General features: G+C 59.8%; 18 protein-coding genes, 2 rRNA genes and 1 pseudogene (1 of these 21 running past the window's edge). 9 read left to right on the plus strand and 12 right to left on the minus strand.

Annotated features, from left to right (window positions below; genetic code table 11):
- The 4 genes from LPB072_RS02660 to LPB072_RS02675 form a co-directional block, all read left to right on the plus strand.
- Positions 1-2,299: ribosomal RNA gene (locus LPB072_RS02660) — 23S ribosomal RNA — on the plus strand (it extends 580 nt beyond the left edge of the window).
- Between the two features lie 158 nt (positions 2,300-2,457).
- A 5S ribosomal RNA gene (gene rrf / locus LPB072_RS02665) occupies positions 2,458-2,570 on the plus strand.
- Positions 2,571-3,475: 905 nt separating this feature from the next.
- Positions 3,476-5,167 carry a SulP family inorganic anion transporter gene (locus LPB072_RS02670; RefSeq protein WP_066085149.1) on the plus strand — a complete coding sequence of 564 codons (1,692 nt, stop codon included), beginning with the start codon at positions 3,476-3,478 and terminating at the stop codon, positions 5,165-5,167.
- A gap of 142 nt (positions 5,168-5,309) precedes the next feature.
- Positions 5,310-5,633 carry a DUF1840 domain-containing protein gene (locus tag LPB072_RS02675; protein WP_066085151.1) on the plus strand — a complete coding sequence of 108 codons (324 nt, stop codon included), beginning with the start codon at positions 5,310-5,312 and terminating at the stop codon, positions 5,631-5,633.
- Positions 5,634-5,649: 16 nt separating this feature from the next.
- Here LPB072_RS02675 and LPB072_RS02680 read toward each other — a convergent pair whose 3' ends face one another.
- The 5 genes and pseudogenes from LPB072_RS02680 to LPB072_RS02700 all read right to left on the minus strand — a co-directional run bounded on the left by LPB072_RS02680 (position 5,650) and on the right by LPB072_RS02700 (position 10,140).
- Positions 5,650-6,024: a hypothetical protein gene (locus LPB072_RS02680; protein WP_066085154.1), complete on the minus strand. Its 375-nt coding sequence runs from the start codon at positions 6,022-6,024 to the stop codon at positions 5,650-5,652.
- 95 nt (positions 6,025-6,119) lie between these two features.
- On the minus strand, positions 6,120-7,403 hold the full coding sequence (locus LPB072_RS02685; RefSeq protein ID WP_066085155.1) for a TRAP transporter large permease: 1,284 nt from the start codon (positions 7,401-7,403) through the stop codon (positions 6,120-6,122).
- Positions 7,400-7,927, minus strand: coding sequence for a TRAP transporter small permease (locus LPB072_RS02690; protein ID WP_066085159.1), 528 nt, complete (start codon positions 7,925-7,927; stop codon positions 7,400-7,402). The genes LPB072_RS02685 and LPB072_RS02690 overlap by 4 nt, the downstream gene beginning before the upstream one ends.
- Positions 7,928-7,992: 65 nt before the next feature.
- Positions 7,993-8,913 (minus strand): annotated as a pseudogene (locus LPB072_RS02695) (TRAP transporter substrate-binding protein); the annotation flags it as partial.
- Between the two features lie 207 nt (positions 8,914-9,120).
- Positions 9,121-10,140, minus strand: coding sequence for a TRAP transporter substrate-binding protein (locus tag LPB072_RS02700; RefSeq protein ID WP_197508897.1), 1,020 nt, complete (start codon positions 10,138-10,140; stop codon positions 9,121-9,123).
- Between the two features lie 186 nt (positions 10,141-10,326).
- Here LPB072_RS02700 and LPB072_RS02710 point away from each other — a divergent pair, with 186 nt between their 5' ends.
- Together LPB072_RS02710 and LPB072_RS02715 are read left to right on the plus strand one after the other, a co-directional pair.
- On the plus strand, positions 10,327-12,432 hold the full coding sequence (locus tag LPB072_RS02710) for a two-component system sensor histidine kinase NtrB (protein WP_066085169.1): 2,106 nt from the start codon (positions 10,327-10,329) through the stop codon (positions 12,430-12,432).
- Positions 12,429-13,049: a response regulator transcription factor gene (locus tag LPB072_RS02715; RefSeq protein WP_066085171.1), complete on the plus strand. Its 621-nt coding sequence runs from the start codon at positions 12,429-12,431 to the stop codon at positions 13,047-13,049. Before LPB072_RS02710 ends, LPB072_RS02715 begins: the two co-directional genes overlap by 4 nt.
- Before the next feature lie 23 nt (positions 13,050-13,072).
- Here LPB072_RS02715 and LPB072_RS02720 read toward each other — a convergent pair whose 3' ends face one another.
- The 7 genes from LPB072_RS02720 to LPB072_RS02755 form a co-directional block, all read right to left on the minus strand.
- Entirely contained in the window at positions 13,073-14,326 is a 1,254-nt protein-coding gene (locus tag LPB072_RS02720; protein ID WP_066085174.1) for a phenylacetate--CoA ligase family protein, read from the minus strand.
- A 126-nt stretch (positions 14,327-14,452) separates the two neighbouring features.
- Positions 14,453-15,265 (minus strand): ABC transporter ATP-binding protein, encoded by an 813-nt coding sequence (locus tag LPB072_RS02725; protein ID WP_066085251.1) that lies wholly within the window; start codon positions 15,263-15,265, stop codon positions 14,453-14,455.
- A 215-nt stretch (positions 15,266-15,480) separates the two neighbouring features.
- Entirely contained in the window at positions 15,481-16,818 is a 1,338-nt protein-coding gene (locus LPB072_RS02730; protein ID WP_066085175.1) for an ABC transporter substrate-binding protein, read from the minus strand.
- Between the two features lie 135 nt (positions 16,819-16,953).
- Entirely contained in the window at positions 16,954-18,030 is a 1,077-nt protein-coding gene (locus LPB072_RS02735) for a branched-chain amino acid ABC transporter permease (protein ID WP_066085177.1), read from the minus strand.
- Positions 18,031-18,188: 158 nt separating this feature from the next.
- Positions 18,189-19,118, minus strand: coding sequence for a branched-chain amino acid ABC transporter permease (locus LPB072_RS02740; protein WP_066085181.1), 930 nt, complete (start codon positions 19,116-19,118; stop codon positions 18,189-18,191).
- A gap of 14 nt (positions 19,119-19,132) precedes the next feature.
- Positions 19,133-19,915 carry an ABC transporter ATP-binding protein gene (locus LPB072_RS02745; protein WP_066085185.1) on the minus strand — a complete coding sequence of 261 codons (783 nt, stop codon included), beginning with the start codon at positions 19,913-19,915 and terminating at the stop codon, positions 19,133-19,135.
- A gap of 247 nt (positions 19,916-20,162) precedes the next feature.
- Positions 20,163-22,109: an AMP-dependent synthetase/ligase gene (locus LPB072_RS02755; RefSeq protein WP_066085191.1), complete on the minus strand. Its 1,947-nt coding sequence runs from the start codon at positions 22,107-22,109 to the stop codon at positions 20,163-20,165.
- A 151-nt stretch (positions 22,110-22,260) separates the two neighbouring features.
- Between LPB072_RS02755 and LPB072_RS02760 the strand changes: the two genes are divergently transcribed.
- The 3 genes from LPB072_RS02760 (at position 22,261) to LPB072_RS02770 (ending at position 25,143) form a co-directional block, all read left to right on the plus strand.
- The gene (locus LPB072_RS02760; protein ID WP_066085194.1) at positions 22,261-22,986 is read left to right on the plus strand and encodes a Crp/Fnr family transcriptional regulator; all 726 of its coding nucleotides are present in this window, start codon (positions 22,261-22,263) and stop codon (positions 22,984-22,986) included.
- A gap of 114 nt (positions 22,987-23,100) precedes the next feature.
- Entirely contained in the window at positions 23,101-24,354 is a 1,254-nt protein-coding gene (locus tag LPB072_RS24115; protein ID WP_082876708.1) for a pseudouridine synthase, read from the plus strand.
- Positions 24,355-24,378: 24 nt separating this feature from the next.
- The gene (locus LPB072_RS02770) at positions 24,379-25,143 is read left to right on the plus strand and encodes an alpha/beta hydrolase-fold protein (RefSeq protein WP_066085197.1); all 765 of its coding nucleotides are present in this window, start codon (positions 24,379-24,381) and stop codon (positions 25,141-25,143) included.
- Positions 25,144-25,223 lie beyond the last annotated feature (80 nt).

Below are 25,223 nucleotides of genomic sequence, written 5' to 3' on the forward strand. Positions count from 1 at the left end.
ACTTACATTCAGTGGCAAGGTTAACCGAATAGGGAAGCCGTAGAGAAATCGAGTCCGAATAGGGCGAATCAGTCGCTGGGTGTAGACCCGAAACCAAGTGATCTATCCATGGCCAGGATGAAGGTGCTGTAACAGGTACTGGAGGTCCGAACCGACTAATGTTGCAAAATTAGCGGATGAGCTGTGGATAGGGGTGAAAGGCTAAACAAACTTGGAAATAGCTGGTTCTCTCCGAAAACTATTTAGGTAGTGCCTCAAGTATTACCGTCGGGGGTAGAGCACTGTTTTGGCTAGGGGGTCATGGCGACTTACCAAACCAAGGCAAACTCCGAATACCGACGAGTACAGCTTGGGAGACAGAGCACCGGGTGCTAACGTCCGGACTCAAGAGGGAAACAACCCAGACCGCCAGCTAAGGTCCCTAAAATTGGCTAAGTGGGAAACGAAGTGGGAAGGCTAAAACAGTCAGGATGTTGGCTTAGAAGCAGCCATCATTTAAAGAAAGCGTAATAGCTCACTGATCGAGTCGTCCTGCGCGGAAGATGTAACGGGGCTAAGCCAGTTACCGAAGCTGCGGATTTGCAATTTATTGCAAGTGGTAGGAGAGCGTTCTGTAAGCCTGTGAAGGTGTCTTGTAAAGGATGCTGGAGGTATCAGAAGTGCGAATGCTGACATGAGTAGCGTTAAAGGGGGTGAAAAGCCCCCTCGCCGTAAGCGCAAGGTTTCCTACGCAACGTTCATCGGCGTAGGGTGAGTCGGCCCCTAAGGTGAGGCAGAGATGCGTAACTGATGGGAAACAGGTCAATATTCCTGTACCGATTACAAGTGCGATGTGGGGACGGATCTTAATAGGTTATCCGGCTGTTGGAAGTGCCGGTTTAGATAGATGTAGGCGACACGTAGGCAAATCCGCGTGTCATATACCGAGGCTATCGATCGAGTGAGCTTGCTCACGAAGTAACTGAACGAGGTCCCAGGAAAAGCCACTAAGCTTCAGCTTGTAATTGACCGTACCGCAAACCGACACTGGTGCGCGAGATGAGTATTCTAAGGCGCTTGAGAGAACTCTGGAGAAGGAACTCGGCAAATTGACACCGTAACTTCGGAAGAAGGTGTGCCCCGGTAGCGTGATGAGAACATCTGAGCGCGAAAGGGTTGCAAAAAATTGGTGGCTGCGACTGTTTATTAAAAACACAGCACTCTGCAAACACGAAAGTGGACGTATAGGGTGTGACGCCTGCCCGGTGCTGGAAGATTAATTGATGGGGTGCAAGCTCTTGATCGAAGTCCCAGTAAACGGCGGCCGTAACTATAACGGTCCTAAGGTAGCGAAATTCCTTGTCGGGTAAGTTCCGACCTGCACGAATGGCGTAACGATGGCCACACTGTCTCCTCCAGAGACTCAGCGAAGTTGAAATGTTTGTGATGATGCAATCTCCCCGCGGAAAGACGGAAAGACCCCATGAACCTTTACTGTAGCTTTGTATTGAATTTTGAACAGATCTGTGTAGGATAGGTGGGAGGCTTTGAAGCAGGGTCGCTAGATCTTGTGGAGCCAACGTTGAAATACCACCCTGGTGTGTTTGAGGTTCTAACCTAGGTCCATTATCTGGATCGGGGACAGTGCATGGTAGGCAGTTTGACTGGGGCGGTCTCCTCCCAAAGTGTAACGGAGGAGTTCGAAGGTACGTTAGTTACGGTCGGACATCGTGATGATAGTGCAATGGCATAAACGTGCTTAACTGCGAGACTGACAAGTCGAGCAGATGCGAAAGCAGGACATAGTGATCCGGTGGTTCTGTATGGAAGGGCCATCGCTCAACGGATAAAAGGTACTCTGGGGATAACAGGCTGATACCGCCCAAGAGTTCATATCGACGGCGGTGTTTGGCACCTCGATGTCGGCTCATCTCATCCTGGGGCTGTAGCCGGTCCCAAGGGTATGGCTGTTCGCCATTTAAAGAGGTACGTGAGCTGGGTTTAAAACGTCGTGAGACAGTTTGGTCCCTATCTTCCGTGGGCGCTGCAGATTTGAAGAAGCCTGCTCCTAGTACGAGAGGACCGGAGTGGACGCACCTCTGGTGTATCGGTTGTCACGCCAGTGGCATTGCCGAGTAGCTAAGTGCGGAAGAGATAACCGCTGAAAGCATCTAAGCGGGAAACTCGTTCTAAGATGAGATCTGCCGGGGCCTTGAGCCCCCTGAAGAGTCGTTCTAGACCAGGACGTTGATAGGTCAGGTGTGGAAGCGCAGTAATGTGTTAAGCTAACTGATACTAATTGCTCGTGAGGCTTGACCCTATAACTTTGATGTTCATTCATCCAAGTTAGAAATGTCTGTTATGCCGAAAGCAGTTCAAAATGAACTGCGTATCGTTGGCAGCAATTAAAAATTATCTGATTAGATACTCTATGAATTCGTTTGGCTTGTGCATTCACAAGTCGAACAACAAGTTATGCCTGACGACCATAGCAAAGTGGTACCACTCCTTCCCATCCCGAACAGGACAGTGAAACGCTTTTGCGCCGATGATAGTGCGGATTCCCGTGTGAAAGTAGGTCATCGTCAGGCTCTTACAGCCCCCAACACCCCCTCGGTCTATGACCTTGGGGGTCTTGGCGTTCTGGGCCATCCTGTCTTGGCTTTCCCAGCATTCAATGAGTGTCGGAGGCTTGCGAGTTTCTATGAGGTCGGACAGGGTGCCAACTCGGTGAGCCGTGTAAGAGGTGCGGTTTCGGCAACCCATGCATCATGAAATTGACCAGCCAGTAAGCGGTCATTGACGTGGCGTAGGTCGCACAGACACGAACGCTGCTTGAACGGGAGTGCCACGTTCAAGACCACGTATATCGGCATGGCGTCGCTCGTCGCGCAAGGAATGTTTCGCTCTCTGAAAGGCCTGGCAACCCGGCATCACGATGGGGTCATGCATTCTTTGCTGACCCGATCATGGCAAAAGTGCTCGCGCCCTGCTGAACCAGCAAAGGAGATGCGCGACTTGCCCGCGCGTCGTTCTAACTGTTCCGGGTTCGCGATGCACCATCGGTGATTTTGCTGGACGCCAGACAGCGACGTGGAGCCGTTACGCAACACCCACGGGCAGCCCATCAGACATTGCCCGAAGACAGATACAACCCGGAGGACTGCCGCAGAAGGCCCATCTGGATTGCTTCATCGCCATTCACGGCCCCGAGGTTCTCAATGGTCAGGAGATCGCGGTCACTGGAGGAACGGCGGGAAACCACTACCAGCGTCGCACGCCGCCTTGGGGATGCTGCAGAACATGGAGGTCATCCTGAAACACGTCCGAGCGTTAACGCTGGCTTCCTCACTCACCGAGCTTGGTCTCATGTTCAAAATCGGGGAATTGCAATCTGCGGCGTGGTTCGTTTCCCGGGTGTACCCATTTGGATGAGGAGTCAACCCGTGTTGTTATCGGCGTCCGGGGTTCATGGCACATGTCGTAGCATTGGCTCATGCACTCTTCAAATGGTTGGCAGCGCCATCTTCCTTTTCTGCAGTGGCCTCGCTTGACACCATCGCTGCTTCGCGGCGAATTGCTTGCAGGCGTAACTGTGGGTCTGATGCTGGTGCCGCAGGGTATCGCCTATGCGTTGTTGGCAGGAATGCCATTGGTCGCAGGCCTATACGCGTCCCTCTTGCCGGCGTTGATTGCGGTTCTATTCAGTGCGTCGCCGCGCCTTTCTGTCGGACCCACTGCTCTTTCCTGTCTGTTGGTAAGTGCATCGCTGTCTGGACTTGCTGAGCCCGGGACTGCCCGTTGGATTGAGTTGGCGGCGTGGCTTGCCTTGATGTCAGGGCTCTTGCAGGTTGGCGTAGGGCTTCTTCGTTCGGGGTGGTTGCTGAGTCTAGTGAATGCGCCGGTATTGATGGCATTCACTCAAGGGGCTGGGCTGTTGATCATTGGCTCCCAGGTGCTCACACTGTTTGGACTACCCAATGATTGGGCCGCAGCATTGAATGAACCAAGCTTGCACCTGCCATCGCTGGCCTTCGGTGTGGGAAGCTATCTCGCACTAGCGTTGTTCCGCCGATGGAGTCGAACCTTCCCCTCGGTGCTGGTCTTGGTCGTGCTGGCTGCGATGGTGAGTGTCTGGACCGGCTTCGAAGCGAGTGGGGGCAGGGTGATTGGCGACTTGCCCACAGGCTTGCCACCCCTGGCATTGCCCAGTTGGCCGGGTACCGCCACTTTGACCAGCCTCTTGATGCCGACCCTCATGATCACCTTGGTGAGTTTTCTCGAGACGGCGTCAAGCGCCCGGATTGACAGCCGTGATCAGGGGCAGCGCTGGAACCGTGAGCAAGACCTGATTGGACACGGTCTGGCAAAGATGGCAGCGGGGTTGAGCGGGGCATTTCCAACCAGTACTTCTTTTTCACGCTCTGTTCTCAACCGCTATGCGGGTGCCCGCACCGGATGGTCGGTGGTGTTCTCTGTCGCGGTGGTAGCCCTTGCGCTGCTGTTTACGCCGATGTTGCATTCTGTTCCGATGCCTGTGTTGGCCGCTGTGGTCGTGGCCGCAGTGCAGAGCCTTCTTGCGCCTTCGGAATTTGTAAAGCTGTGGAGGGTTTCCCGCGTGGAAGCAGGCATTGCGGTGGTGACCTTTGGCATCACGCTCCTGGCTGCCCCACGCCTGTACTGGGGGGTATTGGCTGGGGTCGTCATGTCCCTGAGTCACTTTCTTTATCTTCGACTAAACCCGCGCATCATCGAGGTTGGCTTGCATCCGGATGGCAGCCTGAGGGACCGGAATCTCTGGAATTTGCCGCCCTTGGCGCCCTTTACCTATGCCTTGCGAATGGACGCCGAGCTTGATTTCGCCTCGGCCAACGACTTCGAGCGCATCGTCACGCAGTACCTGGTCGCTCATCCCGACACCCGCCACGTGATGTTGATTGCGCATCCAATCAACCAGATAGATGCGACGGGTGTCGAGACATTTGGCACATTGCTTGGACAACTGGCCGTGCAAAATATCACGCTGCACCTTGTTGGACTCAAACTGCCGGTTGAACGCTCGCTGAAAGCGGCCGGTTTGCTGGCGCCGACATCCATGCTCAAGACCTACCGCACCGAGACAGAGGCGCTGGTCGAGACGGACAGGATGAAGGCAGCTCTAAAAGAGCAGGACCCATCCGATCAATAGGCCAAGAGTGGAATCGAGAAACGGGTTCAAACTGCCCAACCCGCGAAATGAACTTCGGCAAGTGTGTGTTTTACACGCGAGCGAATATCCAATTCTGCGCGCACATGCAAGAATGAAGTGCTTAACCACAGGGGGAACTGCCATGTCGCTGTACCGATTCAAATCCAGAGAGACGGGCGATCTCGTGATGCTCCAGCCACACGGCCGCCGAATTCTGGAGATTTTGGACAAAGACCTTTCTTCGGGCATCATCCAGCCCGAAGAAATGCCCGCAGCGGTGGCAAAGCTGCGGGATGCGGCAGATCAAGAGGCAGCCGATCAACAGCGCCAGAAAGAGGAGGCGTTGGCCAAGGGCGACGTGGCCCCCGAATTTGACTCCGTCACGCTCAAGCTGAGAATCGTGCCATTTGTCGAGATGCTGCAGCGCTGTGAACAAGCCAGGGTAGATGTGGTCTGGGGTGTCTAGACACACCGGCGGGCGTTCATGCTGACCGAATCAGTTTCAGAGGCTGCCCTGCCACAATGCCCAATGCCTGTGCAGCCTCGTTGGCGAAGCTGATCACTCCAGCTTCGTAGGTGCTTTCGGCCTGCCCTATGCAGGCGCTTTCGTAAGAAACCGTGCAGGCGGCCAACCCTTGAGACTCCAGTAACGCCAGCCCGGCGATGCCTGCCGAGTCTTTTCCCACGCCTGCGTCATTAAAAACGCTGAGCAAGGGCCTGGCGGCTAAGGCGTACCGCGCCGAGCTCAATCCTCCATGAGATCCGCTGACAGCCAAACAACCGGCATCCGCCGCCGACAACTCGGTGATGGAGTCAACGATCCGCAACGGGGCAATGAGAAGCTGACAGTCGGTCATATCGCAGGATACCAAGTCCGAGTCAGACAAGGCGAAAAAAAAGCCAGCGACTTTTGCCGCTGGCCTTCTGTCTGGGCGATCAGCCCCTGCGTCAATCAGGGACCAAAAATGGCGTTGGGCAAAGCCAGCGTGATCGCCGGAATGTAGGTAACCATCACCAGGAACACCAGCAACACAGTCAACCAAGGCAGCGCAGCGCGGGACACCTGCATCAAACTCATCTTGGTCACGCCACTGGTCACGAACAGGTTCAGACCCACCGGCGGTGTCACCATGCCGATCTCCATGTTCACCACCATGATCACGCCCAGGTGAATCGGGTCGATGCCCAGTTGCGATGCAATCGGGAACAAGATGGGCGCAAGAATCAGGATGACGCCGGTTGGCTCCATGAAAGCTCCGGCCACCAGCAACAGCACGTTGACCACGATCAGGAACATCCACGGCGACATGCCAACTTCCAGAATGGACTCGGCAATCGTTTGTGGAATGCGCTCGGTGGTGAGCACGTGAGCAAACAGCAGGGCGTTGGCCACGATGAACATCAGCATCACGGTGGTTTTGGATGATTCCAGGAACACCTCAGGCAGGTCCTTGAATCCCAGGTCACGGTAAATGAAGACGGCGACAAACAGCGCATACACGGCCGAGACAGCCGCCGCTTCGGTGGGTGTGAACACGCCACCGTAGATGCCGCCCATGATGATGACCAGCAAAGCCAGGCCCCACATGGATTCCCGGAACGATCGCAAGACCTCGCGCAACGGCGCTTTGGCAGGAGGCGTCAGTTGCAGCTTGCCGGCGCGCCACCACACAGCAAACATCAGCATCAGACCCAGCAAAATGCCAGGCACCACACCGGCCATGAACAGGCGACCCACGGAAACCTCGGTCACAGCGGCGTAAACCACCATGACGATAGAGGGTGGGATCAGAATGCCCAACGTGCCAGCGTTGCAAATCACGCCTGCGGCAAATTCCTTTGTGTAGCCGTTTTTCACCATACCAGCGATCACGATGGAGCCAATGGCCACCACCGTAGCCGGGCTCGAACCCGAGACCGCAGCGAACAACATACAGGCCAGAATCGACGCAATGGCCAAGCCCCCGCGCATGTGGCCCACCGCCGCGATGGCGAAGGTCACCATGCGCCGTGCCACGCCGCCGGTCGACATCAGGTTGCCGGCAAGAACGAAGAACGGGATGGCCAGCAGGGTGTAGTGCTCGCTGGTCTCGAACAGCTTGATGGACATCGAAGCCAGCGAGTCCTGTGAGAAGAAGTAAATGGTCAGCAGGCTGGAAAGTCCCAGGCCGATGGCCACCGGCATGCCCAGTGCCAGAAAGAGGAAAAGGCAGGTAAAAAGAACGAGCGTGTTCATGCGGCCTCCTCGTCGGCTTTGAGCTTCATGGCATCAGCGGCTTCGTCGGCCAGGTGCAGGCTGGTGGTCTTGCCGGTCACCAGGTTCCAGAGGATTTGCAGGAAGCGAAACGCCACCATCGCGTAGCCAATCGGCATGATGATCAGCACTTGCCAGCGTTCGATGGGCATGTCATCAAACTCGATGCCCACGTCTTTCATCTTGCTCACGTATTCTGTCGCGCCCACCATCACGAAGCCGACATAAACCAGGCACAGCAGCACCACCAGGATGGCCGAGGCACGGCGCATGCCTTCGGGCATGATTCGAACCAGTGCGTCGACGCCGATGTGCGATCCGACGCGAACGCCATAAGAAATGCCGACGAAGATCATGACCGCAAAGCACACCGTGGTGAGCTCCAGGTTCCATGAGTAACCGGTGTTGAAGATGTAACGTCGCACCACTTGCATGAAGGCCAGAGAGGTCATGGCCAGCAGCATGAGCGACATGATCCACTCTTCGAGATGGTCAAGTAATTTCATGATGAATCCTGAAAAAACCCCGGACTCAGCCGGGGTTCTGTGGGGGAACAAAGGTCAGCAGTCGCTCACTTGTTGGTTTTTTGAGCTGCCTGGATCAGGTCGGCGCCGATTTCACCTTCAAACTGCTTCCAGACCGGCTGCATGGCCGTGCGCCAGGCTTTCAGCTGCTCAGCATTCAACGGCAGCAATTTGGCCTTGTTGTCGGCGATCACCTTCTTGCGGAATTCGGCATCTTCGTCATTGGCGACCTTGTTGCCAAAGGCAATGGATTCTTTCATGGCTTCGTTCAGGCCGGTGCGCACGTCAGCCGGCAGGCCATCCCACCATTTGGTGTTTGTGATCACCATGTAGTCGAGCACGCCGTGGTTGCTCTCCATGATGTAGCTCTGCACTTCGTGAAACTTCTTGCTGTAGATGTTTGACCATGGATTCTCTGCACCGTCGACCACACCGGTTTGCAGCGCTTGGTACACCTCAGCGAAAGCCAGTTTTTGCGGGTTGCCACCAACGGCCTTGAACTGGGCTTCGAGCACATCAGATGCCTGGATGCGGAACTTCAGGCCTTTGGCATCACCGGGCATCGCAAGTGATTTGTTGGCCGACAGCTGCTTCATGCCGTTGTGCAGGTAACCCAGGCCGGTGATGCCCTTTTTGTTCATCGAATTCAACAAGGCCTGGCCTTCGGCGCTGGCCTGGAAGCGGTCAACCGCTTCCAGATCGGTGAACAGGAAAGGCAAGTCAAAAATCTGCAGCTTGGGGGTGTACTTGCCGAACTTGGCCAGCGAAGGGGCAATGATCTGCACGTCGCCCAGCAACAGCGCTTCCATTTCTTTGCCGTCGCCGAACAACTGGCTGTTAGGGAACACTTGCACTTCCACTTTGCCGGCCAGCTTCTTCTCGGCCAGTTCCTTGAACTTCAACGCAGCTTGACCCTTGGGCGTCACGTCGGCCACCACGTGGCTGTACTTGATGACGATGGGGGCAGCGTAGGTGTTCAGACCGATGGCAAACAGCGCAGCGGCGAGGGCGTATTTCAATTTCATGGGGTGTGTCTCCAAAACTTGGTTGAGTCCGAATTGAACTGCCCTGAAGCTTACCGTTGGCGCAGGAGGATGCCAACTGTGGCGTTCAACAGCAGGGAAAACCCTGAAGTGGTAAGACCCGCGTCAGCCATGGGCTGCGCCGCCGCCGCGTCAGTGGCCGAGGGCCTGATGGGCGTCGTCCAGCCAGTGCATGCCTATGCGACTGCCCAACTGATCGTGTACGGATTGTGTGGCGTCGCGCAGAAGCTGTCGCTGGGCTGCCGAGGGCTCGTGAACGGCGGTGGTGCCCGCTTGATGCAAGGCTTGCAGCGCCTTGTTGTTCTGGCCATCGGCGATCTGGTTGCCATAGGTCAAAGCGTCGGTCATGGCCTGCTGCAACAGGCGCTGGTCCATTGGAGCCAGACTGCGCCAGAAGCGCTGCCCGGTGACCACAGCGTATCCCAGGTAGGCGTGACCGGTGAGCGTCAGGTCGGATTGCACGCGGTGCATGCCCTGGGTCCAGAAGTTGGACAGCGGGTTCTCGGTTCCGTCGACCACCCGGCGCGCCAGTGCCTGGCGGGTGGCCCCGAAGGGCAGCGGGACCGGAAGCGCTCCCAGCGCGCGCATTTGTGCTGCGATCACACGAGAGGTTTGCACCCGCATACGCAACCCTTGGAAATCGCCGGTGCTGAGCAGGGGCCGGTTGGCACTCATGTGTTTGAACCCATTGTCGAGAAAGCCCAGGCCAACCATGCCGTTGCGCTCCAGGCCTTTGAGCAGACGCTCGCCCAGCGGGCCTTCGGTGATTCGGTGCACGTCTTGCAAACTGTCGAACAAATAAGGCAGGTCGAAAAGTTCAAACTCGGGGAATCCCACCCGGCCGAATTTCGACAACGATGGCGCCAGCATTTCGACCGCGCCCGCCTGCAGGGCCTGCATCTCGTCGCGGTCGCCATACAGCGAGGAGCCGGGATACACCTCGACCACCATGCGCCCGGCGCTTCGTTGCTCCACCAATGTTTTGAAGCGTTCAACCGCCAGCCCTTTGGGCGTGTCTTGCGCCACCACGTGGGCAAAGCGGATTTTCAAAGGCCCGGCCCACACCGGAGCCGCCAACGACAGAATGAGCGCCAGCAGTGCGCCGCCCCAGCGCATGCTGATGAAGGAGGTGCGAGAGGAGAGTACGGTCATCGCCGCTATGCTAGAGCCTGTTCACCCAATTCTCCAAGATGCCTTGCAGATCATTCAAGACCACTGGCAGAGATCGATGCACCTCCTGGCTTCGCAACCGGCGGAACGGCACCCGGGACGCACCCTGAAAATGGCGGCGGTCGCGTCTCGTTGCCGGATCGGGTCTTGGGCCTCGGGTGTACGCGCATGAACCACAAGCCCACCGCACCTCCTTTTGACTTCGAGTTGCTGACCCGTCTGGACAGCGGGTCGGGCGGTCGTGGTCGCCGGGCGACCTGGTGGTTGCTGGGGTTGCTGATGATGCTGGTCGTGGCGGTGGTGGCTTTGGTGTTGTACCTGCAAACCTTCGAAGCCGAAGAGGATCAGCGCCGTCGAACCGCCGATTCGCAATGGCTGGAACAGGCTGCACGGTTTCACTTCCGCCGTCTGGAGGATGATTTGCAGGTGCTTGCTCACCGAACCCGTGACGCCTCGCGCCCTGAGCCCACAAGCCTGGCCGACGCAGAAACGGGTGACATACAGGCGGGCTTGCTCTTGCGTGACGCGGGTGTGGTGCTGGTACATGGCTGGTTGGCCGCGGGGACGGCCCTGGATGCGTCGGTCATAGGCCGGGCGCTGCAAGCCGACGCGGAGCGTCAACCGGTGGACGCCGACATGCTGGCCGTGATGCAGGATGTGGCGCGGGAACTGCGCAGGCCGGCATATGGAGGGCCGCTACTCAGGGCGGAGACTCAGGTGGATGGCCAGCCGAGGCACTGGGTCTGGTTGGCGGTACCGGTCTTTGATCGGGGGGTGTTCTCGGGGAACTATCTGGCGCGGCTGTCTCTGGAAGATGCGGTGAATGCCTTTGTGCCCTCTTGGTTTACCGATAGCCACGAGGTGACCCTGATGTCCGAGACGGAACTGGCCCAGGCGCGCCGGGACCCGTCGCCACCCGATCAGGCATTTCTTGAACTGCCAGGCATCGACCTGGCTTTGCAGGTGCGCACCACCCGCTCAGACTCGCCCACCGTTCCGCGAACCTTTTTTCTTGTAGCCCTGGTGTGCCTGGTGGGCATGCTCGGCGCGCTGTATGCCCTGCGCCGCGACATAGTGAAACGCCAGCGCATTGAGGCGCAGTTGAAGGCGCAGGTGGCACTGCGCATGGCCATGGAAAACGCCGCAACCATTGGCCTTCGTGCCTGGGACGGGCAGGGCCGCATCCTGTATGTGAACCGCGCCTTTTGCCACATGGTCGGGTTTGAACCTGAGGAGCTGATCGGACGCAGTGCCCCCATGCCATATTGGCCGCAGGACAAAATGGCAGAGCTGGATCTGCTGCACCACGATGTCACCTCACAGGGAACCGATCAAGCCGGCATCGAAGTGCAGTTTCAACACAGGAATGGCCAGCTGGTGGATGCACTGGTGCACGAAGCACCTCTGACCACCGCTGGTGGCGAACCCCTGGGCTGGATGAGTTCGGTGCTCGACATCAGCGAGCGCAAGCGAGCCGAACGAACGGCCGCACGGCAACAGGAAAAACTCGAAGCCTCTGGCCGCCTGGTCGCCATGGGCGAAGTGGCATCGACACTGGCCCATGAACTCAACCAACCGCTGGGCGCATTGAGTGGTTTTGCCAACGGACTGCTCAACCGCCTGCGCCAAGGGCGTTTGAGCGACGAAGAGCTGGTGGGGGTGGTGGCGCGCATGGAACAGCTTTCGGCCAAAGCCGGACGCATCATTCAGCGCGTCAACGCGTTTGCCCGCCGACGTGAAATGAGCCGCCAGCGTATCGACGCCAACGCGTTCCTGCGCCGGGTTGTCGAGCCGATTCAGCGCCAGCGCCCCGGGTTGATTCGCTTGCGGCTGGCGAGCCGGCCGGTGTGGATCGAGGCCGATGCCCTGTTGCTGGAGCACGCGGTGCTGAATCTGGTACACAACGCCGAGCATTGGGCCCAGCAAGGTGAGCGCTCGCCTGTGGTTCAGGTCTCTCTGGATGACGGTGCTACCCATTGCGCAGTCTCTGTCAGCGACAGTGGGCCGGGTGTTGCACCCGACCAGCGCGACCAGGTGTTCAATGCGTTTTTCAGCGGCAAAGACGATGGCATGGGCATGGGCCTGGCGATCTGCCGTTCGGTGGTGGAGGCCCACCATGGATCCATCGATGTGATCCCTGCCGCTGACCTGGGGGGAGCTTGTTTTACAGTGAAGATTCCGAAGGTGGCGCTTTACGCCAGTGGCGCTGCGGTCACCGATTCACAGAATGACGGCGTCACCGCCGCCGATCCGATGTTGAAGAGGCTGCCATGAACCCATCTGCACCCGCCATCCATGTGGTCGATGACGACCCCGACTTTCGTGATGCCCTGGTCTGGTTGTTCGATTCACGCGGGCACCAGGTGCAGGCCTGGGGCTCGGGAGAAGCGTTTCTGGTGGCCGCGCGAGAGCAGGCCAACCGCTGGTCGCCCGCCGTGGTGCTGCTGGATATCCGTATGGAACCCATCTCGGGCCTGGCCACATTTGAAGTTTTGCATGAGCTGGCCTGCCCTTGGCCGGTGCTGTTTTTGACCGGCCATGGCGATGTTGGCATGGCGGTGGCCGCCGTCAAAAAGGGGGCGTGGGATTTTCTGGAAAAGCCGTTTCAGGACAACGAGCTGGTCGACCGCGTCGAGGCGGCTTTGCAAGCTGTGTCGAGCGAAGAAACCCAGTTGGCGCAGCGCTTGCGCCAGGCGCTGTCGAGTCTGAGTACGCGCGAGCGTGAAGTGCTCGACGAGCTTTTGCAAGGCCACTACAACAAGAATATCGCCGACCACCTGGGCATCACACCGCGCACAGTGGAGTTTCACCGCGCCAACATTTTTGAAAAAATGGGCGTGCATTCGGCGGTGGAACTGGCCCACCACATGGGGCGCTTTCAGCTGAGCTGAGGTTTCGGCTTGTCGCGCAGGGGCTATTGGTAGCTTCGCGCGTCTTCTATGACCTTGCCATCGTTGGGCAAGCTGCCGATACCCACCATCTCCACCAGCCCGCGCAGCTTGGTCACTTCGCGCATGGCCGATTCCAGTTGTTCGCTCAAGCCCGCGTCTGCGTCGGTCGCTTCCACCTGGAGGCACATGCGGTCATTGGCCATCTCACCGCTGATCACCAGCCGGGCTTTGTTTACCGATGGGAAACGCCTGACGATATCGGCCACCTGGCCTGGATGCACAAACATGCCCTTGACCTTGGTGGTCTGGTCGGCGCGACCCATCCAGCCCTTGATGCGGGGTGCCGAGCGACCGCTGGGGCAGTTGCCCGGCAACAGGGCCGACAAGTCACCTGTGCCGAATCGAATCAAGGGGTAGGCCGGGTTGAGCGATGTCACCACCAGTTCACCCACCTCGCCCTCGGCCACCGGATCGCCCGTGCCGGGGCGAACGATTTCAACGATCACACCCTCTTCCAGGACCAGACCTTCGCGCGAGGCCGTTTCATAGGCCACCAGGCCCAGATCGGCGGTGGCGTAGGTTTGGTAGACGGCCACGCCGTGTTCCTTGAACCAGCTTGTCAAGCTGGGTGGGCAGGCTTCACCGCCCACCGATGCCTTCTTGATGCAACTGACATCGACCTTCGACTCAGCCGCCTTTTCCAGCAGGATGCGCAGGAAACTGGGCGTTCCTGTGTAGGCATTGGGCTGCAAATCCCGGATGGCATCGAGTTGCTGCTCGGTTTGCCCCGTGCCGGCGGGAAACACCGTGCAGCCCACCGCGTGGGCGCCGCTTTCCAGAATGAACGCCCCAGGCGTCATGTGGTAGCTGAAAGCGTTGTGCACCAGCTCGCCTTTGCGAAAGCCCGCGGCGAACAGCGCGCGCCCTGTGCGCCAGTAATCGGCGGTGGCACCTTCGGGCTCGTAAATCGGGCCGGGGCTGGCAAAAATGCGCGACATGGCAGGCCCGCGCACCAGCGCTGAAAAACCGCCAAATGCATCGCCGCCCTGAGCGCGCGAAGCCTTTTGCATTTCCAGCAGTTCCGACTTGCGCGTCACCGGCAGCTTGGCCAACGCCTCACGGCTGTTGATGCTGGCCGCATCCACACCCTTCAGGATGGTGGCGAAAGCGGCGCTGTGGGCTTGGGCATGCGCGACCTGAACCGACAGCGCGGCCATCTGGGCCGCTTCACGTTCGGCGGGAGAGCGGGTTTCCAGGGCGTCGAAAAAATCGGACATGGCAATCAGTACAAATGGTGGGGGCGGAAGGGTATTGGCCGAGTGCGCCGTGGAACCGGCTCTGCCGGGCCACCAGCGCCGCCCCGTTGAGGGGGTGACGCGCTGAAAGCGCGGCGCGGGGGTGGGTCAAGCCAACCAGCGCTTCCTGCGCTTGTAGCTCTTCACATCCTTGAACGACTTGCGCTCGCCTCCGCCCATGCCCAGGTAAAACTCTTTCACGTCTTCGTTGTTGCGCAGGTCGGCCGCCGCACCGTCCATCACCACGCGGCCACTTTCCATGATGTAGCCGTAGTCGGCGTACTTCAGCGCCATGTTGGTGTTTTGCTCGGCCAGCAGGAAGGTGACCTTTTCCTTGGTGTTGAGGTCGCGCACGATGTTGAACACCTCTTCGACCAATTGCGGCGCCAGGCCCATGGACGGTTCATCGAGCAACACGATGCTGGGGTTGGCCATCATGGCGCGGCCGATGGCGCACATCTGCTGCTCGCCACCCGAGGTGTAGGCGGCCTGCGAGGTGCGGCGTGTTTTCAGGCGCGGGAAGTAGTTGTAAACCTTCTCCAGGTTGTGCGCGATTTCGGCCTTGTCGGTTCGGGTGTACGAGCCCGTCATCAGGTTTTCTTCGATGGTCAGGTGGGCAAAGCAGTGCCGTCCTTCCATCACCTGCACCACGCCCTTGTTGACCAGGTCGGCAGGCGAGCTGTTTTCAATGCGTTCACCGCGCAACTCGATGCTGCCCTTGGTGACCTCGCCGCGCTCGCCTTTGAGCAGGTTGGAGATGGCCCGCAGCGTCGTGGTTTTTCCCGCGCCGTTGCCGCCCAGAATCGCCACGATTTTTTGCTCGGGCACCTGGAGCGAAACGCCCTTGAGCACGAGGATCACGTGGTTGTAAATGACTTCAATGCCGTTGACATTGAGAACGATGTTGGGAGAGGTGCTCATAGCGTTTTCCTTGCTGACCATTCACAAGACGCAGCAGCTTGCTGGTCTTGTGAATGGCGGCTGGTGGCCCAGCCGTTTTATAGAGACCCTATCGCGAGCAGTTGCCCTTCCCAGTGACACCGAGGGTCCGGCTTTGCCGGCCCGTTGGTGTCGCCCCCTTGAGGGGGCCGCGCGATGCGCGGCAGGGGTGGGTCAATTGCTGCGGCGGGGGAGGATCAAGACTGGCAGTCGGCCGGCGTGCGGCGCGTCAGCTTCTTCTCGGCGGCGTACTTGTCGGCCGCTGCCTTGACCATCGGGTTGATGATTTGCTCATCGCCCTGCAGCCAGTCAGACGACCAGACGAACTTGCTGCCGTCCCAGGTGTGGATGCGGGCCCAGGAGGCGCCCATGTGGTCTTTGCAGCTGGTGGAGATCGGGCGCATCACGCCTTTGAACCCCAGTGCATCGAGCTTGGCCTGTGTCAGGTTCAGGTTCTCGTAGCCCCAGCGAGCCTGTTCGCCGGTCACGACCTTGCCTTTGCCGAAGCGCTCCTGTGCAGCGCGAACACCTTCCACAGCGAACATGGCAGCGGTCAGACCACGCATGTACAGCACCTGGCCCACTTCTTCTTTGGGGCCCGTGCCCTGGCCTTTGCCATGCACTTTGGAGAGCACTTCCTTGACCACGTCGGAGTTGAGTTCGGCACCGTGTTGCATCATCACGGACTTGTAGCCCTTGGCACCCATGCCCACGTCTTTCACGTCAGGCTCGGCACCGGCCCACCACACGCCATAGATGTTTTCGCGCGGATAACCCGTGGCCTGTGCTTCCTTGAGCAAGGTGGAGTTCATCACGCCCCAGCCCCAGTTGATGACGTAGTCGGGACGGTCGCGGCGAATCTGCAGCCAGGTGGCTTTTTGTTCCACGCCGGGGTGGGTCACAGGCAACAGGCTCAGCGTGAAGCCGTGCATGGCGGCGCGCTCTTGCAGCAGCGGGATTGGCTCTTTGCCGAACGGGCTGTCATGGTAGACCAAGGCGATCTTCTTGCCTTTGAGCTTGTCCATGCCACCGACTTGCTTGCCGATATCCTGGACGATGGTGTCGGCGGCAACCCAGTAGGTACCGGCCAGTGGGAAATTCCATTTGAAGATGCCGCCGTCGGCAGACTCACTGCGGCCATAGCCGGCGGTGATCAGCGGGATCTTGTCGATGGGGGCTTTTTCGGTCAGGGCGAAGGTGATGCCGGTCGAGAGAGGCTGGAACACGGTGGCGCCACCATTCTTGCCTTTCAGGCGCTCGTAGCATTCCACGCCACGGTCGGTGGCGTAGCCGGTTTCGCACTCTTCCAGCAAGGTCATCACGCCGTTGATGCCGCCGCGGGCGTTCACCAACTTCATGTAGTCGGCCATGCCGTTGGCAAATGGCACACCGTTGGGCGCGTAGGCGCCGGTGCGGTAGACGAGGGATGGGAAGAACTGTTCTTTGGCTTGTGCGAAAGCAGTGGTGGACACCAGTGCCGACGACAAACCTGCGGTGGCGACCGCCACGGAGAGGGCCAGGTTACGCATTTTCATTTCATTTGTCTCCTAGAAAAAACCAACACAAAAAATCAAAGGCCTGTCAGTTCAACGCGTCTGCGGATCGAGCGCATCGGGAATGTCCCCATCGGGATTCACCCCTAGGCGCCGCGAACCGCTGCCGTGCGGAACTCAGTGCGGGAAAGGCCACAACCGCAACTTCTGTTTGCCGATGCTCCACAGCTTGGCCAGACCGTGGGGTTCCACAATCAGGAACCAGACGATGAGCGCGCCGAAGATCATGAATTCGGCGTGCGACACGAAGGCCGTGGAAATTTCCATGCCCAGCATGTGACCGATGACCGGCAAAACCTGGTTGAGAAAAATCGGCAGCACCACAATGAACGCGGCGCCGAAAAAGCTGCCCATGATCGAACCCATGCCGCCGATGATCACCATGAACAGCAGCTGGAACGAACGGTCAATCGAGAAGGCAGCAGGCTCCCACGAACCGAGGTGCACAAAGCCCCACAGACCACCGGCCACGCCGATGATGAAAGAGCTCACCGCGAAGGCGCTCAGCTTGGCGTACATCGGGCGAATGCCGATCACGGCCGCGGCCACGTCCATGTCGCGAATCGCCATCCACTCGCGGCCAATGGCCGAGCGCACCAGGTTCTTCGCCAGCAATGCAAACACCACCAGAAAGCCCAGGCAGAACAGATACTTTTCCACCGGCGTGTTGATGGTCCATCCCAACACCTGCAGGTTGGACACAGAAACCGAGCCCGAAGAGGTGTTGTTGGTGAACCAGCCCACGCGCAGGAAAGCCCAATCGCAGAAGAACTGCGCCGCCAGTGTGGCCACCGCCAGGTAAAGCCCCTTCACCCTCAAGCTGGGTATGCCAAAGAACATACCCACCAGCGTGGCGAAGAATCCACCAGAGAGCAGCGCCACGATGAGGGGCATGCCGTCGATGCGGATGTAGGTGTTGTAGGCCGCGTAGGCACCCACGGCCATGAAGGCGCCCGAGCCCAGCGAGATCTGCCCGCAGTAGCCCACCAGAATGTTCACCCCGATGGCGGCCAGCGCCAGGATCAGGAAGGGAATCAGGATGGCGCGGTACATGTACTCGTCCACCAGGAACGGCACGCCGATGAACGCGAAGGCGATCAGCGCCAGGATGGCCCAGCGGTCTTGCGCGATGGCGAAGATCTGCTGGTCGGCGCGGTAGGAGGTCTTGAACTGACCGTTTTCTCTGTAGAACATAAGTGGCTTTCTTTAAGCTTCGCGATCAACTGTGCCATCAGGGGTGTCTTGCCCATGGCAACCGTGGAACCGGCTTGGCCGGGCCACAGGGTGCGTCACCCTCCCGCCAAAGGCGAGAGAGGGGGAAGACGCGAAGCGGCGCAGGGGGTGGTTCATGGTCAAACGCGGTCGATGATTTTTTCGCCGAACAAACCTTGTGGCCGGAACAGCAGGAACACCAGCGCCACCATGTAGGCAAACCAGATCTCGATGCCGCCGCCCACATAAGGGCCGAGGTACACCTCGGAGAGCTTCTCGCCCACACCGATGATCAAGCCGCCGATGATGGCGCCGGGCACCGAAGTCAGGCCGCCCAGAATGATCACGGGCAGGGCCCGCAGCGCCACTGTGGTCAGCGAAAACTGCACCCCCAGCTTGGAGCCCCAGATCACGCCTGCGACCAGGGCGGTGAGACCGGCCACAAACCAGACGATGACCCAGATGCGGTTGAGCGGGATGCCGATCGATTGAGCCGCCTGGTGGTCATCGGCCACAGCGCGCAAAGCGCGACCGGTGGAGGTCTTCTGGAAAAACAGGGAGAGCACGGCCACCAGCAGCGCAGCGATGCAGGCGGCGTAAACGTCTTCCAGATTCACCAGCACGCCACCGTCAAAGGTGTTCTCAAACAGGAACAACGGATCTTTGGGCATGCCCACATCGATCTGGTAAATGTCGCTGCCGAAGATCGTCTGGCCCAGGCCGTCGAGGAAGTAGGTGATACCCAGTGTGGCCATCAGCAGGGTGACGCCTTCCTGGTTCACCAGATGGCGCAGGACCAGCCGCTCGATCAGCCAGGCCAGGACAAACATCACGGCACCCGCGAGTACGAACGCGATCAGGTTGCCGAGAAACTTGTTCTCCAGACCCAGCCAGGCGGGAATCCACTCCGAGAAGCGGGCCATGGCCAGCGCGGCGAACAACACCATCGCGCCCTGCGCGAAGTTGAAGACGCCCGATGCCTTGTAGATGAGCACGAAGCCCAGCGCCACGAGCGAATAGAGCATGCCGGCCATCAGGCCGCCCAAGAATGCTTCGATGAAAAAACCCATGATGTGGTCTCCGTTCAGTGGCCCGTACCGAGGTACGCGCTGATGACTTCTTCGTTGTTTCGCACTTCTTCGGGTGTGCCGTCACCGATCTTTTTGCCATAGTCGAGCACCACCACGCGGTCCGAGATGTCCATCACCACGCCCATGTCGTGCTCGATCAAGACAATGGTGGTGCCGAACTCGTCGTTCACGTCGAGGATGAAACGGCTCATGTCCTGTTTCTCTTCCAGGTTCATGCCGGCCATGGGCTCGTCGAGCAACATCACTTTGGGCTCCATGGCCAGTGCACGACCCAGGTCAACCCGCTTTTGCAAGCCATAGGGCAACTGGCCCACAGGCGTTTTTCTGAAGGCCTGGATTTCCAGGAAATCGATGATGTGCTCCACGTATTCGCGGTGTTGCTCTTCTTCGCGCTGGGCCGGGCCGATGCGCAGTGCCTGCATGAAGAGGTTGCTCTTGATGTGCAGGTTGCGGCCGGTCATGATGTTGTCGATCACGCTCATGCCCTTGAACAGCGCCAGGTTCTGGAAGGTGCGGCCAATGCCCATCTCGGCCACTTGGCGCGAGCTCATGTGGTCGAACTTCTGGCCACGGAAGGTGATGGAGCCTTCCTGCGGCGTGTAAACGCCGTTGATGCAGTTGAGCATCGAGCTCTTGCCGGCACCGTTGGGGCCGATGATGGCGCGCACTTCGTGCTCTTTCACGTTGAAAGAGATGTCGGTCAGCGCGTTGACGCCGCCGAAGCGCAGGCTGATGTTGTTGACGTCGAGGATGACGTCGCCGATCTGTTTGGTCATTTGACCCCCACACTTGTCATTTCATGATCTGCGTTGCCCCCCAAAGGGGCCATCGCAACTTGGAGCGGTCCTGCGTTGGGTGTTTTGGCTCCCACGCTTGTCACTTCGTAGACTGCGCTGCCCCCCAAGGGGGCTATCGCAACTTGGAGCGGTCCTGCGTTGGGTGTTTTGACTCCCACGCTTGTCACTTCGTAGACTGCGCTGCCCCCCAAGGGGGCTATCGCAACTTGGAGCGGTCCTGCGTTGCTCATGCTGCGGCCTTTACCGGGGCAAAGATTTTGGCGTCGCTGATCTTCAGCGTGGCGCTCACGCTGCCGGTGCGTCCGTCTTCAAACTTCACCTGGGTTTCGATGAATTGCTCGGTCTTGCCGCTGTAGAGCCCGTCGATCAATACGTCGTACTTCTCGCCGATAAAGCCGCGGCGGACCTTGTTGGTGCGGGTCAACTCACCGTCATCGGCGTCCAGCTCTTTGTGCAGCACCAGAAAGCGGCTGATCTGGCTGCCGGCCAGCAGCTCGTCGCGGCTCAGGTCGGCGTTCACCTTTTCGACCGACTCACGGATGAGCTCGTACACCTCGGGCTTTTGCGCCAGATCGGTGTAGCCGGCGTAAGGCAGGTTCTGGCGCTCGGCCCAGTTGCCCACTGCTTCCATGTCGATGTTGATCATCACGCACACCTTTTCGCGCTGATCGCCGTAAGCCACGGCCTCTTTGATGAAGGAGAAAAACTTGAGTTTGTTCTCCACATACTTGGGCGCGAACATGGCGTTGTCAAACGTGCCGCCTTTGATGCGGCCCACGTCTTTCACCCGGTCGATGATCTTCAGGTGGCCCGAAGCGTCGATGAAGCCCGCGTCGCTGGTGTGGTACCAGCCGTCGGCGGTCAGGACCTCGGCCGTGGCCTCGGGGTTTTTGTAGTACTCCTTGAGCAGGCCCGGCGACTTGACCAGGATCTCGCCGTCCGGCGCCAGCTTGATCTCAACGCCTTCGCAAGGCACGCCCACCGTGTCAGCGCGCGCTTCGTGGTCAGGTTGCAGGCAGACGAACACAGCGGTTTCGGTCGAGCCGTAGAGCTGCTTCAGGTTGATGCCGATGGAACGGTAAAAGCTGAACAGATCAGGGCCGATGGCCTCACCCGCCGTGTAGGCCACGCGCACGCGGCTGAAACCCAGGTTGTTGCGCAGCGGGCCGTAGACAAAGAAGTTGCCCAGCGCGTACTTGATGGAGTCCACCAGGCCGATGGCTTTGCCGTCCATTTTGTCGGGGCCGACGCGCTTGGCCACGTCCATGAAGGCATGGAACATCTTGCGCTTGATGGTGCCCGCGTCTTCCATGCGGATCATCACCGTGGTCAACAGGCCTTCAAAAACCCGCGGTGGCGCGAAGTAGTAGGTGGGGCCGACTTCTTTCAGGTCGATCGTGACGGTGGCGCCCGATTCGGGGCAGTTCACCACGTAACCAGCCACCAGCCATTGCGCATAGGAAAAAATGTTCTGGCCGATCCAGGCCGGTGGCAGGTAGGCCAGGACCTCGTCGTCGGCGGTGAGTTTGTCGAACTTGGCGCCCACGCTGCCGCGGTCGATCAGGGTGTTGTGGGTGTGCACCACGCCCTTGGGCTTGCCCGTGGTGCCCGAGGTGAAAAACATCGCTGCCACATCGTCGGGGCTGGCTTGCGCCACCTGGTCGGTGAACAACTGGGGGTGGATCTTGGCGAAGGCCTTGCCGGAGGCGATCAGCTCCTCCATTGCGCTCAGGCCCGGCTCGTCGTATTTGCGCAGGCCACGCGGATCATCAAAGTAGATGTGGCTGAGTTGCGGGCATTCTTCGCGAATCTCCAGCATCTTGTCGACCTGCTCCTGGTCTTCCACCACGGCGAAGCGCACGTCTGCGTTGTTGATCGGGAACACACATTCGCCGCCCACGGCATCCTGGTACAGCGGCACGGGAATCGCGCCCAGTGATTGCGCGGCCAGCATGGTGGCGTAAAGGCGGGGGCGGTTGGCCCCGATCACCACCATGTGTTCATGGCGCTTCAAACCCGCCTGGTGCAGGCCGCAGGCGATTGCCTCGACCAGCTTGGCCATGTCGGCCCAGGTGGTGGTTTGCCAGATGCCGTATTCCTTCTCACGCATGGCCGCCGCTGTGGGGCGGGATTTGGCGTGGTCCAGCAAGAGCCGGGGAAATGTCGTTTGCATGTTTATCTCCAGGGAGGGCAAGGCACCGGGCTGCGCCCAATTGCGGTGTCCATCGAATCATTCTGGGTTGCATCGTAGGCTGAAGTTTGACGTCATGTTGTCGGTCGGACGACAATTCAGGGGTCTGCCCTCCTAGGACTTTCCCTAAGCCATGCCACCTCATCTCACGCCAAACGGCCCATCCCCCTTGCGTAAACGTGCGCGCGCGCTGACCACGCAAGAACTCGATCAGATCCCGTGGCTCCGTGGCTTGAGCGCCGAGGAGCGCGAACGCGCGCAGGCCGATCTGATCGTCACCCAGGCGCAGGCGGGCGATTTTGTGTGCCGTCTGGGTCGCCCGGTGACCTACTGGTTTGGCCTGATCGAAGGCCTGCTCAAAATGAGCAACGACGACAGCCAGGGTCCGGTGATCACCTTCACCGGGGTGGCCCCTGGCGGCTGGTTTGGCGAAGGCACGGTGCTGAAACACGAGCAGTACCGCTACAACATCCAGGCCCTGCGCAAAAGCCTGGTTGCCGGCATCCCCGTGGCCACCTTCGACTGGTTGCTCGACCATTCCATCGGCTTCAACCGCTTCGTGATGAACCAGCTCAACGAGCGCCTGGGCCAGTTCATCGCCGCTCGCGAAATTGACCGCATCAACAACCCCGATTTGCGCGTGGCCCGCAACCTCGCCGCCCTGTTTCACCCGCTGCTCTCGCCCAACGTGGGAGACGTGCTGCGCACCACCCAGCAAGAGCTGGCTTACCTGGTGGGCCTCTCGCGCCAGCGGGTCAATGAAGCCCTGACCACTCTCGCAGCCAAGGGCTGGATTCGTGTCGAATACGGGGGCGTACGCGTGCTCGATTTGCAGGCGCTGCGCTCGGGGGAGTTGTGAGGGCGCGCCTCGGCGGAGCCTTCATCGGCCCGCTCATCGCTTCATTGGCGCAGAACCTGCCAATAACCTGTGTTTTTGGGGCTTCCAACGCCCGCATTCTGGGATGATCCCCCCATGACCTCTGAAGACGAAAAGAAACCCAGGCCCAGCACGCTCAAACTCAACCCGAGTGCTGCCAAGGCCAAGCCCAAATCCAATGATCCATTTGCGCCGCGCCGCGCGCCTGTGCGCCCGCCCGGGCCTGCCCGCGCCAAAACCGTGTCGGCCTCGGCGCCCAAGCCGCCCTCCAAACCCCAGGGCGCTGCGCTCGCTGGCCGTGGCGCAGGCTCGGAACGCCCGCGCTTCAATGCCGACCGTCCAAGCGGCCCCGGTGGTGGCGGTGGATGGTTCGACAATGACCGTTCGCGCTCCGCGCCGCCAGGCGGCGACCGTGGTTGGGGACGGGATGAGCGCAACGACCGCAATGACCGATCCAGCGGCGACCAGCGTGGGCCCCGCGGCCCTTCCGCCGCGCCGCGCCCCTCGGCGCCGGCTTTTCAGCCGCACCGTCCTGATCTGGCCCGCGTGGGCAATGTGCGCGGTGAAATCCGCTTGAACAAACGCATGGCCGAACTGGGGCTGTGCTCCCGCCGCGAGGCCGATGCCTGGATCGCGCGCGGCTGGGTTTTGGTCAACGGCGAACCCGCCGTGATGGGCATGCCCGTGCCGCCCGACGCCAACATTGAAATCATGCCCCAGGCCCGCCACGAGCAGGCCGGGCAAGTGACCATTCTCATGAACAAGCCGATGGGCTATGTGAGCGGTCAGCCCGAAGATGGCCACGAAGCCGCCGCCACCCTGATCGGCGAGCCCACCCAATGGCGCGGCGACGACCGCCACCCGGCCGGCAACCGCCGCTTCGCCCCTGAGCACACCCGCGGCCTCGCCCCTTGCGGCCGGCTCGACATCGATTCCATCGGCCTGCTCGTGCTCACGCAAGACGGCCGCATCGCCCGCCAGTTGATTGGCGACAGCAGCGGCGTGGAGAAGGAATACCTGGTGCGCGTGCAATGGGCGCCCAATGGCCCGCAGGGCCAGGGCGTGATCTCGCAAGATGTGCAGTCCGTCTTCCCCAAAGCCGACTTGGGCCTGCTGCGCCATGGCCTCAGCCTGGACGATCAGCCGCTGAAACCCGCCGAGGTCGACTGGATGAACCCCGAGCAGCTGCGCTTCGTTTTGATCGAAGGCAAAAAACGCCAGATTCGCCGCATGTGCGAGCAGGTGGGGCTGCACGTGGTGGGCCTCAAGCGCATTCGCATCGGCAATGTGATGCTGGGCAATCTGCCGGTGGGGCAGTGGCGGTATTTGGGGGCTGATGAGGGGTTTTGATGAGGGGTTTTGATGAGGATGCGAATGGCGTGGGCGGGTGTGCTGCTGTTGTCAGCACTGCAGGCCTGCGCGCCTTACCGAAGGGTGGAGGGGCCGATATCTCAGGTGAGCGACGAACAGTCTTGCGGTGAGCCAGCGCGCCATCTGATCGTGATGTTGCCGGGTTTGTATGACCTGCCGGCCGATTTCGTGCACGAGGGCTTTGTGCAAGCCGTGCGCGAGCGCCAGCTTGACGCCGACATCACCATGCTCGACGCGCATGTGGGCTACTACAACGAGCGGCAAATCGTGAGTCGCTTGCATAGCGAGGTGATCGCCCCGGCCCGTGCCAAAGGTTATGAAAGCATCTGGCTGGTGGGCATTTCACTGGGCGGCCTGGGCAGTCTGCTTTACACCCAGGCCCACCCGCAAGACATTACCGGCTTCTACGCCATGGCGCCGTTTCTGGGCGACAAGACAACGGTAAATGATGTGGCCCAACAGGGCCTCGCCCTGTGGCAACCCAGCCAGCCCGAACCCATGGGCAAGCCCGCCTGGCAGCTTGCGCAGGCCTATCTGAAAGGTGCGCACGATCTGCCTCAGGGCTATGTCGGCTATGGCGAGAGCGACCGTTTTGCGCAGGCCAACGCGATGTTTGCCACGGCGCTGCCGCTTGGGCACCGCTATGTGGCACCCGGCGGCCACGATTGGAGCGCGTGGAAAAGCCTGTGGGCGCAGTTTTTGGACAGCGGTGTTTTGAGCCAAACCCAGCGCGCCCACCGTGCCTGCGCAAAGTCTTTTGCCCCTTGACTTCTCTCGGGTGCGAGGAATCATCAGCAGAGTTGAACCTTCCGCGGCTCTCTGGCTTGGCGGCTGGATTTCCCAGTAAG

The organism is Hydrogenophaga crassostreae (assembly GCF_001761385.1).
Classification (GTDB): Bacteria; Pseudomonadota; Gammaproteobacteria; order Burkholderiales; family Burkholderiaceae_C; genus Hydrogenophaga; species Hydrogenophaga crassostreae.